At 59.5% G+C, this 12,620-nt stretch carries 14 protein-coding genes; 9 read left to right on the top strand and 5 right to left on the bottom strand.

Features of this window, described 5'->3' with window-relative positions:
• Positions 1-58: 58 nt before the first annotated feature.
• The gene (locus AAIE04_RS03215) at positions 59-1,042 is read left to right on the top strand and encodes a nitrilase family protein (RefSeq protein WP_498576476.1); all 984 of its coding nucleotides are present in this window, start codon (positions 59-61) and stop codon (positions 1,040-1,042) included.
• Positions 1,043-1,129: 87 nt separating this feature from the next.
• Here the strand turns inward: AAIE04_RS03215 and ompX are convergent, their stop codons facing one another.
• The gene (ompX, locus tag AAIE04_RS03210; protein ID WP_019454480.1) at positions 1,130-1,648 is read right to left on the bottom strand and encodes an outer membrane protein OmpX; all 519 of its coding nucleotides are present in this window, start codon (positions 1,646-1,648) and stop codon (positions 1,130-1,132) included.
• 400 nt (positions 1,649-2,048) lie between these two features.
• Here ompX and rhtA point away from each other — a divergent pair, with 400 nt between their 5' ends.
• Positions 2,049-2,936 (top strand): threonine/homoserine exporter RhtA, encoded by an 888-nt coding sequence (rhtA, locus tag AAIE04_RS03205; RefSeq protein ID WP_019454481.1) that lies wholly within the window; start codon positions 2,049-2,051, stop codon positions 2,934-2,936.
• A 131-nt stretch (positions 2,937-3,067) separates the two neighbouring features.
• Complete coding sequence (locus AAIE04_RS03200) at positions 3,068-3,535, top strand: YhcH/YjgK/YiaL family protein (RefSeq protein WP_063919023.1); 468 nt, start codon at positions 3,068-3,070, stop codon at positions 3,533-3,535.
• On the opposite strand, the gene AAIE04_RS03195 is transcribed toward AAIE04_RS03200, so the two are convergent.
• On the bottom strand, positions 3,517-4,068 hold the full coding sequence (locus AAIE04_RS03195) for an AAA family ATPase (protein WP_498576475.1): 552 nt from the start codon (positions 4,066-4,068) through the stop codon (positions 3,517-3,519). The genes AAIE04_RS03200 and AAIE04_RS03195 overlap by 19 nt on opposite strands.
• 368 nt (positions 4,069-4,436) lie before the next feature.
• On the opposite strand from AAIE04_RS03195, the gene dps reads away from it, so the two are divergent.
• From dps to ybiO, 6 genes are all read left to right on the top strand, one after another.
• A complete protein-coding gene (gene dps / locus AAIE04_RS03190; RefSeq protein WP_016928514.1) occupies positions 4,437-4,940 on the top strand; it encodes a DNA starvation/stationary phase protection protein Dps in 504 nt (167 codons plus the stop codon).
• Between the two features lie 142 nt (positions 4,941-5,082).
• Entirely contained in the window at positions 5,083-5,349 is a 267-nt protein-coding gene (locus tag AAIE04_RS03185) for a DksA/TraR family C4-type zinc finger protein (protein ID WP_019454484.1), read from the top strand.
• A 338-nt stretch (positions 5,350-5,687) separates the two neighbouring features.
• Complete coding sequence (glnH, locus tag AAIE04_RS03180) at positions 5,688-6,431, top strand: glutamine ABC transporter substrate-binding protein GlnH (protein WP_019454486.1); 744 nt, start codon at positions 5,688-5,690, stop codon at positions 6,429-6,431.
• 103 nt (positions 6,432-6,534) lie between these two features.
• Positions 6,535-7,194, top strand: a complete 660-nt coding sequence (gene glnP / locus AAIE04_RS03175) for a glutamine ABC transporter permease GlnP (protein ID WP_019454487.1) — start codon at positions 6,535-6,537, stop codon at positions 7,192-7,194.
• Entirely contained in the window at positions 7,191-7,913 is a 723-nt protein-coding gene (glnQ, locus tag AAIE04_RS03170) for a glutamine ABC transporter ATP-binding protein GlnQ (protein ID WP_025159986.1), read from the top strand. Before glnP ends, glnQ begins: the two co-directional genes overlap by 4 nt.
• Before the next feature lie 153 nt (positions 7,914-8,066).
• On the top strand, positions 8,067-10,292 hold the full coding sequence (gene ybiO / locus AAIE04_RS03165; RefSeq protein WP_498576474.1) for a mechanosensitive channel protein: 2,226 nt from the start codon (positions 8,067-8,069) through the stop codon (positions 10,290-10,292).
• Here ybiO and AAIE04_RS03160 read toward each other — a convergent pair.
• From AAIE04_RS03160 to AAIE04_RS03150, 3 genes are read right to left on the bottom strand one after another with little or no spacing between them, the layout of a single operon-like run.
• Complete coding sequence (locus AAIE04_RS03160) at positions 10,289-11,299, bottom strand: alpha/beta hydrolase family protein (protein ID WP_498576473.1); 1,011 nt, start codon at positions 11,297-11,299, stop codon at positions 10,289-10,291. The genes ybiO and AAIE04_RS03160 overlap by 4 nt on opposite strands.
• Positions 11,287-11,925 (bottom strand): GNAT family N-acetyltransferase, encoded by a 639-nt coding sequence (locus tag AAIE04_RS03155; RefSeq protein WP_498576472.1) that lies wholly within the window; start codon positions 11,923-11,925, stop codon positions 11,287-11,289. The genes AAIE04_RS03160 and AAIE04_RS03155 overlap by 13 nt, the downstream gene beginning before the upstream one ends.
• An 11-nt stretch (positions 11,926-11,936) precedes the next feature.
• On the bottom strand, positions 11,937-12,506 hold the full coding sequence (locus AAIE04_RS03150; protein WP_498576471.1) for a TetR/AcrR family transcriptional regulator: 570 nt from the start codon (positions 12,504-12,506) through the stop codon (positions 11,937-11,939).
• Positions 12,507-12,620: the final 114 nt, after the last annotated feature.

Here is a 12,620-nt window from a genome sequence, read left to right as displayed (position 1 = left end):
TTATACAGTAATCAATCTGCCTGCTGTAATCAACGCAGACCCCAACCGGAGAGAGACCATGACCCCTTCATTACGCGCCGCCACGGTGCAATTCCAGCATCGCGCCAACGATAAGAATTACAACCTGTCGATCATCGAGCGCTTTATCGCCCAGGCGGCCGAGCAGCAGATACAGCTGCTGGCCTTCCCGGAAATGTGCATCACCGGCTATTGGCACGTGCGCCATCTGTCCGACGCCGAAGTGCGGGCGCTGGCGGAACCGATGGCGAACAGCCCTTCGCTGGCGCGCATTCGCCCGCAGGCGGAGCGTTACAACATGGCGATTGGCGTCGGGCTGATCGAGCTGGGCGACGACGGCCGCTGTTACAACGCCTACGCCGTTTGCCTGCCGGACGGCGAACTGCACGTGCACCGCAAGCTGCACGCCTTCGAGCACCCGGCCATCGCCAGCGGCAACCGCTATACGGTGTTCGATACGCCCTGGGGCGTGCGCGTGGGCGTGTTGATCTGCTGGGACAATAATCTGGTGGAGAATGTGCGCGCAACGGCGCTGCTGGGAGCGGAGGTGCTGATCGCCCCGCACCAGACCGGCGGCACCCACTCGCGTAGCCCGCACGGCATGAAGCCGATCCCTCAGGCGCTGTGGCAGCGGCGCGCGGAAGATCCGCAGGCGATCGAAGCCGCTTTTCGCGGCGAACACGGCCGCGGCTGGCTGATGCGCTGGCTACCGGCGCGCGCTCACGACAATGGCGTGTTTTTGCTGTTCAGCAACGGCGTGGGCCGCGATGATGATGAGATACGCACCGGCAACGCCATGATCCTCGATCCTTACGGCCGCATCTTGGCAGAGACCTGGGCGGCGGAAGACCGGATGGTCAGCGCAGAACTCGATCTGACGTTGATCCCGCTCAGCACCGGTCGCCGCTGGATTTACGGACGACGCCCCGAGCTGTATGGATTATTGACCGAGCCGCAGGGCTACGAGCGCGATGCCCGCAGCGCAAGGTTCTCGACGCAACCGACGGAGCGCGGCGGCAAGTAACAGATAAAAAAAATCCGCCCGGAGGCGGATTTTTTATCGAGTGCGGCAAAGCTTGCCGCAGGTTCATGCCCGCAGGCACGAACACACTTAGAAGCGGTAGCCTACGCCAACGTTCCAGGTGCCAACGTCAACGCTGCGAATGCGGTTCTGCTCGTAACCAACATCCAGGGCAACGTTCTCGATTGGGTTGAACTGCAGACCGGCACCGTAGGTGAAGCCGTAGTCAGCGGTGTCGTGACGAGAAGTGCCGTTCTGAGCGTTGGTAGTGAATTTACCGTAACCCAGGCCAACCAGACCGTAGATGCTCGCCCAGTCATTGATGCGGTATGCTGGACCGGCAGAGATAGAGTTGTACTGAGCTTTGTTGTAGAAACCGTCCTGAGAACCGTCCTTTTCCAGGTGGGTAAAGGAACCGATTACGCCCAGTGGGTTGTTGTCGAACTCGTAACGGTATTTCAGGTTGAAACCGTCGGCCTTGTTAGCAACGCCTTGGAAATCACCCTGCGCATAGCCAGCGGATACGGTGCTCTGACCAGCGAATGCGGTACCTGCGCTAACTGCTAATACGCAAGCTGCTACTGCGGAAAGACATGCAATTTTTTTCATAACCACCTCAAACGCGTTTTATTATTAAGTACATCCATTTGTTCATGCTTTGAAAATATAACAAAAATTAGCGTGAAACTCTGCCTTGAAATGAGTGTCTAATGCTTTATATCGTGTAACAGAAGATTTCAAGAACAGTGTATCTTCTTCTTTTCGCTCTATTTTCGGCCGTATTCTACGGCTTTCTGTGACAAAAATCACCTATTTAATATCCAGATAATTCTTAAGAAAAAGCGCACTTTTTGACCAAATTCGCCACATCTCATCCGAGGATCGGCGGATTTCACCGCGATACGCGCTTTTCTCAGACAGATTTTCGTCATTTCATTTACACTGCTCACATCCCCGTTTCGACCGTTTTCTCAAGGCTGAGGAACGGCGCATAAAAGGCCCGTTAAGGATGTCGTTATCTACTTCCGGCAGAGCGCCCTCCGCGCTGCTGCCTATCTGTTTATTAATCATCGCCATGGTGTCGATCCAGAGCGGCGCCTCGTTGGCCAAAAGCCTGTTCCCGATCGTGGGCGCGGAAGGCATCACCACGCTGCGACTTTTCCTCGGCACCCTGATTTTGTTCATTATCTTCCGCCCGTGGCGCATGCGCATCACCGCCGGCAGCCGCTTGCCGCTGCTGATTTACGGCCTGTCGCTCGGCGCGATGAACTACTTGTTCTATCTGTCGTTGCGCACGGTGCCGCTCGGCATCGCCGTGGCGCTGGAGTTCACCGGCCCGCTGGCGGTGGCCATGTTTTCGTCGCGGCGACCGATCGACTTCCTGTGGGTGGCACTGGCGATCGCCGGGCTATGGTTCCTGCTGCCGCTCGGCCACGGCGTGGCCGGGATCGATCCGTTCGGCGCCGCCTGCGCGCTCGGGGCCGGCGCCTGCTGGGCGGTCTATATTATCTTCGGTCAGAAGGCCGGCGGCGATCACGGCCCCGGCACGGTGGCACTCGGCTCGCTGATCGCCGCGCTGGTGTTCTGCCCGATCGGCGCGTGGCAAACCGGCGCCGCACTGTTCAACATCGATATTCTGCCGGTGGCGCTGGCGGTGGCGGTTCTCTCCACCGCGCTGCCTTACTCGCTGGAGATTATCGCCCTGCCCAAAATCCCGGCGCGCACCTTCGGCACCCTGATGAGCCTGGAACCGGCGATGGCGGCGCTGTCCGGCATGCTGTTCCTCGGCGAGCACCTGAGTGGCGTGCAATGGCTGGCGCTGGCGGCCATCATCGCCGCCTCCATGGGCTCCACCCTGACCATCCGTCCCAAACCACGCCTCGAAAGCCTTTCCTGAGCGCCTGCTCGCCTGCATACCGCAACGCCGGGAATGCAGGCGGGTTAACTGTTTTCCGCGAGACAAGCCGGCATACTTCCTCTTGGCCTGCACGCAGGCTATTTGGACTTTCGCTCACATGGAGAATAACAGTGATTCACAACAGCCTGTTCAACCCCCGCTTCGGCCGTGGACTCGCGCCGGCGCTGGTTTCAACCCTGACCGAGCTGCGCCGATGCGACCTGCCCGAACTGGCACCGGGACGACACCCGATCGACGGCGACAGCATCTTTATGGACGTGATGACCCTGACCACGGTAGCGGCGGCGGAGAAACAGGCCGAAATGCAGCAGGAGTACATTACTCTGCACCTGCTGATCAGCGGCGAAGAGCGCATCGAATACGGTCTGGCGGGCGACGGACATCGCGAACATCCCCACGCGGAAAACGGCGACCTGCTGTTGCTGGACATCAAACGCCACCCACAAACGCTGCATATGACGCACGGCATGTTCGCGATTTTTTTCCAGATGGAACCATACAAAGCCGGCTGCTTGTGGCAGCAGCCGCAGCAAATTAAGAAAGCGGTGGTGAAAATCCATCACCGACTGCTGCTGTGAGTCTGCCTCAGCGCCCGTAGAAAATCGGCGGTCTGGCGGGGTGAACGCAAGCGCACGAAACGGTGCCCGACATCGTCTCGGGCCATCTCCGCCAGGTATTTTCGCCGGTTTTTGGCATAGGTGCGGATCGTCCAGAGCACAATCGACTCGCGGCTGAAAAAAGTGCGGCGGAAGCTCTCCCGATTGCCGGTGCCCGGCCACAGCTCGCTTTTGCTGGCCGCACGCCGGCACGCGCGGCGCACGGCTTGCCACAGCGTGCGGCAGAAACCGTAGTCCAGCCACAGGATATAGTCGACCTCGCGCCACTTGATTGGCTGCGAACGGCTGTAGTTGCCATCCAGCACCCAACCCTCCCCCGCTTCAGCCAGCGTCTGCTCAACCCGCGCCAGAAACGCGTCATCGGGCGTTCCCTGCCACTCGGGCCACCAATAGAGCCTGTCCAACTCGATATAGGGAACGCCAAGCCGTTCCGCCAGTTGGCGCGCCAGGGTGCTTTTACCGCTGCCGCTGGTGCCGACGACGTTAATTTTCATCACTCGCCAATATAAAGAATGGGGATAATCTCCCTACTGTAACGGCATCAATGGCGGCTATCAATCTGAATCGGCTTAAATTTAACACTACGATAACAAGACGGATATTCCCCTGAGCTCAGTGTGCTCAATGCAAATAAGATAACCCAGAAAAACCGTCACCTGGGTAAATAATAATTACGGCACAGTAAAAATAAAATAACAATAAAATTCAATGCATTAATAAAAAACAAAATCCGAGTCAAAATATTTACACCAGGCTATTCCTATTTGTACAATAGCCATTTTCGTACGGAAAAAATAAATCCTCCTGCTATAATGGATCTCGTAACGAAATAGGACAACGACTAATCAAGAGGATATCTGATATGAGTACCGCTAAACTGGTGAAAACGAAATCTTCTGATCTGCTGTATACCCGTAACGATCTGGACGAAAAAATCAAACTGGCCGCCATTAAGGCGCTGAACCATCAGGTCGTGCAATTCATCGATCTCTCGTTGATCACCAAACAGGCGCATTGGAACATGCGCGGCGCAAACTTCATCGCGGTTCATGAAATGCTGGACGGCTTCCGCACCGCCATCATCGAGCACCAGGACACCTTCGCCGAGCGCGTAGTGCAACTGGGCGGCGTGGCGCTGGGCACGGTCCAGGTCGTTAACGATCGGACGCCGCTGAAAAGCTACCCGACCAATATCCACAGCGTGCAAGAGCACCTGAAAGCGCTGGCCGATCGCTATGGCGCGGTAGCGAACGACATCCGTAAAGCCATTACCGAAGTGGAAGACGAAGACACCGCCGATATGTTCACCGCCGCCTCACGCGATCTGGACAAGTTCCTGTGGTTCATCGAATCCAACATCGAATAACGCCATAAGGCGTTACAGACCGCCTCTCATCGCGGGAAAAACAGGCTGGGCTCTTGCCCGGCCTGTTTTCTTTTGCACGACCGTTGCATTGTACGAAAAACGCCCCATATTAACCCTAAGGTAACCTGGTAAGGAGGTCATGATGGCTAACGGTTGGGCGGCGGACGGCGCCGTACAAGATCAGATCGACTCCACCGTCGACGACGCGGTGCAGCGCGCGCGTGGTGCGCTCGGGCACGGCGAAAGCGAACGCTATTGTCAGGAGTGTGGGGAAGCGATCCCCGAAGCGCGCCGCAAGGCGCTAGCCGGCGTGCGTTTTTGCCTGGCCTGCCAGGCCGAGCAGGACAAAAAACACGCGGCCAACGGCCTGTACAACCGGCGCGGCAGCAAAGACAGCCAGTTGCGCTAGCATTATCTGCTCCCCTTTTCCCCCTCTCGCGGCCCCGCTTGCACCGTCAGTGCTTCATGAAAGTTAGAGTTAGTTATCAATATTGAAGCAAAAAGGTTAAAGATCGGTTGTTTCACAGCCAAAATTTGGTTAATGATAGCCCCGTGCACCAAGATAATTCTTACGCACCATTTCGGTGCCTCATTGTGGTGCATAACCATAACAATTCGCCTGACCGGCACAACATCACGCAATAACTCTTTGTTTTTATAGTAGTTGAAAACATGGCACGATTTTTTCATGGCACCAACTGCAATATAAAAAATGGGTAATCCGCAACCTGTACAGGAATTCCTCTCATGAAGTCGATTTTTAAAGTCTCCCTGGCCGCACTCTCTCTGGCCTTTGCCGTAAGTTCCCACGCAGCAGACAAACTGGTGGTCGCCACCGACACCGCTTTCGTTCCTTTTGAGTTCAAGCAAGGCGACAAATACGTCGGCTTCGACATCGATCTGTGGGCCGCCGTCGCCAAAGAGCTGAAGCTGGACTACACCCTGAAGCCAATGGACTTCGGCGGCATCATTCCGGCGCTGCAGACCAAAAACGTCGATCTGGCGTTGGCCGGCATCACCATCACCGATGAACGCAAGAAAGCCATCGACTTCTCCGACGGCTACTACAAAAGCGGCCTGCTGGTGATGGTCAATGCCGACAACAACAGCGTGAAGAGCATCGACGATCTCAACGGTAAAGTGGTGGCGGTGAAGAGCGGCACCGGCTCGGTGGACTACGCCAAGCAGCACATCAAAACCAAGGACCTGCGTCAGTTCCCTAACATCGACAACGCCTACATGGAGCTGGGCACCAAGCGCGCCGATGCGGTGCTGCACGACACGCCAAACATCCTATACTTCATTAAGACGGCCGGCGCCGGCAAGTTCAAAACCGTAGGCGATTCGCTGGAAGCACAGCAGTATGGCATCGCCTTCCCTAAAGGCAGCGACGCGCTGCGCGAGAAGGTGAACGGCGCGCTGAAAACCCTGCGCGAGAACGGCACCTATAACGAGATCTACAAGAAGTGGTTCGGCACCGAACCTAAGTAAGCTGTGAATTTCGCAAGTTATTAACTTAAGCACAGGGGGTCGCTTAACCCCCTGCGCTTTGTTGTATCTGATGCCCACGTTTGGGATCACCGGGAGAAATATCATGCAGTTCGACTGGAGCGCCATCTGGCCCGCCATTCCTATCTTGTTAGAGGGCGCCAAAATGACCCTGTGGATTTCGGTCCTCGGTCTGATTGGCGGCCTGATCATCGGCCTCGTCGCCGGCTTTGCCCGCACCTACGGCGGTTGGATCGCCAACCACATCGCGTTGGTGTTTATCGAAGTGATCCGCGGCACGCCGATCGTGGTGCAGGTGATGTTCATCTACTTCGCCCTGCCTATGGCATTTAGCGACTTGCGCATCGACCCGTTCACTGCGGCGGTGGTGACCATCATGATCAACTCCGGCGCCTACATCGCGGAAATCACCCGCGGCGCGGTGCTGTCGATTCATAACGGTTTCCGCGAAGCCGGCCTGGCGCTCGGCCTGTCGCGCCGCGAAACCATCCGCTATGTCATTATGCCGCTGGCGCTGCGCCGCATGCTGCCGCCGCTGGGCAACCAGTGGATCATCAGCATCAAAGACACCTCGCTGTTCATCGTGATCGGCGTGGCGGAGCTGACCCGTCAGGGTCAAGAAATTATTGCCGGTAACTTCCGCGCGCTGGAAATCTGGAGCGCCGTGGCGGTTATCTATCTGATTATTACCCTGGTGCTGAGCTTCGTGCTGCGTCGTCTGGAAAGAAGGATGAAAATCCTGTGATTGAATTTAAAAACGTCTCCAAGCATTTTGGCCAAACCCAGGTGCTGCACAACATCGATTTGAAGATCGACAAAGGCGAAGTGGTGGTGATCATCGGGCCGTCCGGCTCCGGCAAATCCACCCTGCTGCGCTGCATCAACAAACTGGAAGAGGTCACCAGCGGCGATCTGATCGTCGACGGCCTGAAAGCCAACGATCCGAAAGTGGACGACCGGCTGATCCGCCAGGAAGCCGGCATGGTGTTCCAGCAGTTCTACCTGTTCCCGCACCTGACGGCGCTGGAAAACGTCGCCTTCGGCCCGATTCGCGTGCGTGGCGCGAAGAAGTCCGATGCGGAAAAACTGGCGCGCGAGCTGCTGGCCAAGGTCGGTCTGGCGGAACGCGCCCATCACTACCCGTCCGAATTGTCGGGCGGCCAGCAGCAGCGTGTGGCGATCGCGCGCGCGCTGGCGGTGAAGCCGAAAATGATGCTGTTCGACGAGCCGACCTCCGCGCTCGATCCGGAGCTGCGCCACGAAGTGCTGAAGGTGATGCAGGATCTGGCCGAGGAAGGCATGACGATGGTCATCGTCACCCACGAAGTCGGCTTTGCCGAAAAAGTGGCGTCGCGCCTGATCTTTATCGACAAGGGCCGGATTGCCGAAGACGGCAATCCGCACGATCTTATCAACCATCCGCCGAGCCCGCGCCTGCGGGAGTTCCTGCAACACGTATCCTGATCCCGGCGGATTAATGGCGGGCGCGCCGCGCGCCCGCCGCTTTCATTCCGCACGCTCTCCCACGCATCATCGCGCTTCCTTTCCTACTATATTCATTGTTTTCATCGTATTGCTCTGACATCCGCCGATCACAGAACGCCAAAGAGAGGAACAATGCCGCCAAACGCATACTCCCGACGAGGTTCTCATCTGCGAGAACATCTGCTTTTCCTGCTGCTGTCGCTGACCCTGAGCGTCTTCGCTCCACCGGCCCTGGCACAAAATGCGCCGCCCGCCCCCGCCGACAAGAGCGAGCAGCAGAAGGCCGCCTATGCCGCGCTGGCCGATCTGCTGCAAGACGACCAGGCGCGCGCGGCCCTCATCAACCATCTGAAACAGGCCGCCGGTGACGCCCCCGCCGCCGCGCCGGCCGCCCAGGAGGCATCGACGCCGGCCACGCTGAGCGACAGCTTGAACTCGCTGGCGCAGGAAGGCATCGGCACCTTTAACCAGAAGCTCGGCGCGCTGCAAAAGCTGATCGATTCCGGCCCGAAGCGCGTTTTCAATCCCGCCGGCTTTTTCCGCGCGCTGGGCTACTTTCTGCTGACGGTGGCGGTCACCTTTGCCCTGTTCCATCTGATCCGGCGGCTGATCGCGCCGCTGTACAAACGCATGGGCAGTTGGGGACACAACGCGCGGCTGCAGCGCGGCCCATGGTATAAGCGCCCCGCCGCCATTCTCGGCGCTTTCGCCATCGATCTGCTGGTGCTGCTGCTGGCGCTGGCGGCGGGCAACCTGTTCGCCCGCCACGTCCACGCCGACAGCGCCACCATTTTGCGGCTGCAGACCCTGTTTCTCAGCGCTTTCGCGGTGATTGAATTCTTCAAAGCGGTGCTGCGGCTGATTTTCGCTCCCGGCTTCGACTATCTGCGCCCCTTTCCTTTCAGCGATCAGAGCGCGCGCTACTGGAACACCCGTCTCGCCTGGCTCAGCGGCCTGATCGGCTATGGCCTGATGGTAATGGTGCCGGTGGTGGCGGTACAGATCAGCTACCCGGCCGCCGCCGCCGTCAACCTGGTGGTGATGCTGGCGCTGACGCTGTACGCCATCTGGCTAATCCTACATAACCGCAAGCCGATACAGCAACAGATCAATCTGCTGGCCGAGCGGTCGATGGCGTTTTTCAGCGTGATCCTGCGCGGCCTGGGGCATATCTGGCACCTGCTGGCGATCGCCTATTTTCTGGTGTTGTTCGTGCTGTCGCAGTTCGACATCGGCAACAGCCTGCGCTTTATGATGAGCGCCACGGTGAAAAGCCTGCTGGTGATCGGCGTCGGCGCCCTGCTGTCCGGCATGCTGACCCGCTGGATTTTTCGCCGCATTTCGCTGCCGACCGACGTCAATCTGCGCTACCCGATGCTCGAGCGGCGCATCAATTCCTATATCCCCAACGGGCTGAAGATACTGCGGGTGATGGTAGTGCTGGCGGTGACGCTGTTCCTGCTCGACGCCTGGCACCTGATCAACCTGTACCAGTGGGCGGGCAGCGAAAATGGCCAGCGGGCGCTCGGCGGGCTGGTGCATATCCTGCTGATCCTGCTGATCGCCGTGTTCAGCTGGACGCTGATGGCCAGCATGATCGAGCATCGCCTGGCGCTGGAGCTGAGCAACGGCGTGCGGCCGAGCGCGCGCGAACGCACGCTGTTGACGCTGTTTCGCAACGTGCTGGCTATCGTTATCAGCACCATCACCGTGATGATCGTGCTGTCGCAGGTAGGGCTCAATATCGCGCCGCTGCTGGCGGGCGCCGGCGCGCTGGGGCTGGCCATCAGCTTCGGTGCCCAGACGCTGGTGAAAGACGTGATCACCGGCGTGTTCATCCAGTTCGAAAACGGCATGAACACCGGCGAATACGTCACCGTCAGCGGCATCACCGGCACCGTGGAGCGCATGACCATCCGCTCGATCGGCCTGCGCGACGACTACGGCGTCTATCACATCGTGCCGTACTCGTCGATCGCCACGCTGGCCAACTATGCCCGTGAGTTCGGGGTATACCGCGCCAACTACACCGTCAGCCGCGACGAGGACATCGATCGGGTCAACGAGGTGTTGCATCAGGCCATCGCGGCGCTGAAGCAGGATGAACAGGTGAAGCATTTCCTGATTGGCGAGCCGGTCTTCAACGGCGTGGTGGCGCTGGGCGATCGCTCGTTCACCACCCGCGTGACGGTGCGCACGCAGGCGCTGAAACAGTGGGTGGTGCAATACGCCCTCGATCGGCTGGTGAAAATCCATTTCGATCGGGCCGGCATCGGCATGCCGCAACAGGCGATGCAGATCTCGCGCGCGCCGCAGCCGCATGAAGAACAGACACCGCCCGCGGCTCCCGGCGGTTAGCGCCCTCTGCCGCAGGGCTGGGCGGCCAGGAAGGCCGCCACGTCCTGCCGGTAGGCATCGTATTGCACCGAGCGCGGGGCAAACAGGCCAACCGCGTTGATCAGCCACGGATGGCGGGCGAACAGCGGCTTGACCATCACGTGATCGGCCTCGTCGATGCGCGTCACCGTCAGCAGCGAGGCGGGGATCCTCTGCCGGTACACCCGCTCGGTTTCGTCCGCGTCCACGTTGACGTCACGGCCGCCCAGAATCAGGTGCACCGGCGTGTTGAAATACCCCAGTCCCGCCGTCGCGTCGCTGGCCATGTTGGCACGAATAAAGCGCCAGCGGTCGGCGCTCAATGGGGCGCCGCCGTCATGGTCACGGCGGTACTGCGCGTAGCCGTCCGGCTGTTCGAGCAGCGTTTGGATATGGCGCCAGTGCGCCTCGCGCGCCTGGATCAGCGCCTCATCATCCCCTGCCGCCGCCATCGCCGCCCGGGTGTTATAACGCCCCTGCCGCAGCCAGTTGATCGCCGGCGAGAGCGCAAGCGTGAAAGCAATGTCAGGCCGCAAGCGTGCCACCTCCGGCATCACCCAACCCGCCTGGCTGGCGCCCCACAGCCCCACGCAGCGCGCATCGAAACGCCCGTCCCGCCGGGCCCAATCGATGATATCGGCGGTTTCCCGCGCGCGATCCGCCATGGTCTGATGCAGCCAGTTGCCGCCGGAACCGCCAATGCCCGGCTTATCGAAGGATAAAACCGCGTAGCCCTGCTGCGCCATCGTCTCCCAAATGGCGTAGTAACCTTCGTCGCGACTGGCGTTGGCCGGCCCATCACCGTGCACGAACACCACGACGCCGGGTTTGACTGGCGCATGCTGCGGCAGCACCAGCGTGCCGGTCAACCGATTGCCGCCGGCGGTCACCGTCACAGGCTCGGTGACGAAGCGAAAATCATTGACGTAAATTATCCAGCCAAGCACCGCCAGGAGCAGCGCCACGATGAACAGCCCTATTTTTCGCACCTCGCCTCCCCGCAGCGTCTCTCCATCAATACCCAGTCGGCCTGGCCGAACAGCAGCCCCAGCGAAGCGTAGTGCTCTTCACGCCGCACCTGAAAACCGCAGCGCTGATACAAACGCTGCGCATCGACGTTGCACCGGCTGACGTGCAAACTCAGACGCCGGCCCGCGCCCGGTCCGGCGGCATAGTCGTTCATCCACTGCAGCAGTCGCTTGCCTACCCCTTTACCGCGCTGACTCTCCGCCACCGCCAGGTAAGAGAGATACAGCTCATCGGCCGCCGGAGTATGCTGCAATACCGCAATTTGCAGATACATGCGCCAAACGTTCAGCCAACCGTAGCGGCGGCATAGCCGCCAAATCGGCAATGCGCGCGGGCGCGGCCCGGCGTCGCCCTCTGCCGCGGCCGCATTGAGGGCAAAGGCCGCCACCACCTGCTCATCCTGTTTCACCACGAAGCTGCGCTCCCGGCTGCCGCTTTGCTTCCAGCTCCACAACCGATAAAACAGACGCCACTGCCGGCGGGCGCTCAAACGGCGCGCACGCTGGAACTTGTCGCAGAACGCGGCGTAGATCAACGCCGCCGTTTGCAGGCGGTCAGCATCGCGATACGGCTCAATGTGCAGCATACCAACCTCGACTAAGGATTCCGGTAGAGCAGCTGTTCCAACAGCCGCACCGGCGTGGTCTCCTCCGGGGAAGGCGACGCAAAGATCGCCTGCCGCCAGGCCTGACTTTCGATCACGTCCAGCACCAGTTGCGCGAGCGCTAACGGCGCGACCGCCGGTGCGATCTCGCCGGTTTGCTGAGCCTCGGCGATCGTCGTCGCCAGCGCCTCAATCAGCTGCCGCTGGTTGGCGCTGAACGGCTCGGCCAACGCCGGGTTACGCCCCACTTCGGCCACGATCTCAGCCGACAGCTGTACATTGCCGGGGGCAGAGACAAAGGCGTGATAGGCGGTAAAAAAGGCCGACAGCGCCTGTTTCGGCCGTTTTCTGTCCCCCTGCAATCCGGCGGCGAGTTCGGTGAATACGTCGTTCTCAAGCAGCGCAATTTCGCCGATCAGCGCTTCCTTGCCGGTAAAGTGGTTATAGAGGTTGCCGACGCTGACGCCCGCCGCCTGTGCGATATCCCGCATGCTGGTCTGGTGAAATCCCTTATCGGTAAAGCTGTGCAGCGCGGCGTCGACAATCTTTTCTCGGTTTCCCATCGGCAGCTCCGAAACGGTGAAAGGGGCGCCTGGCGCCACAAATGAATATAAATTAATGAACGAACGTTCGTTCACTTTTAAGCATAGCATAGAATGGCAACGTTGAACCGCAGC

This window comes from Serratia sp. Ae19-1 (assembly GCF_059801225.1).
The sequence above is the reverse complement of the archived record's forward strand: the minus strand, read 5'-3'. Positions and strand labels throughout refer to the sequence as shown.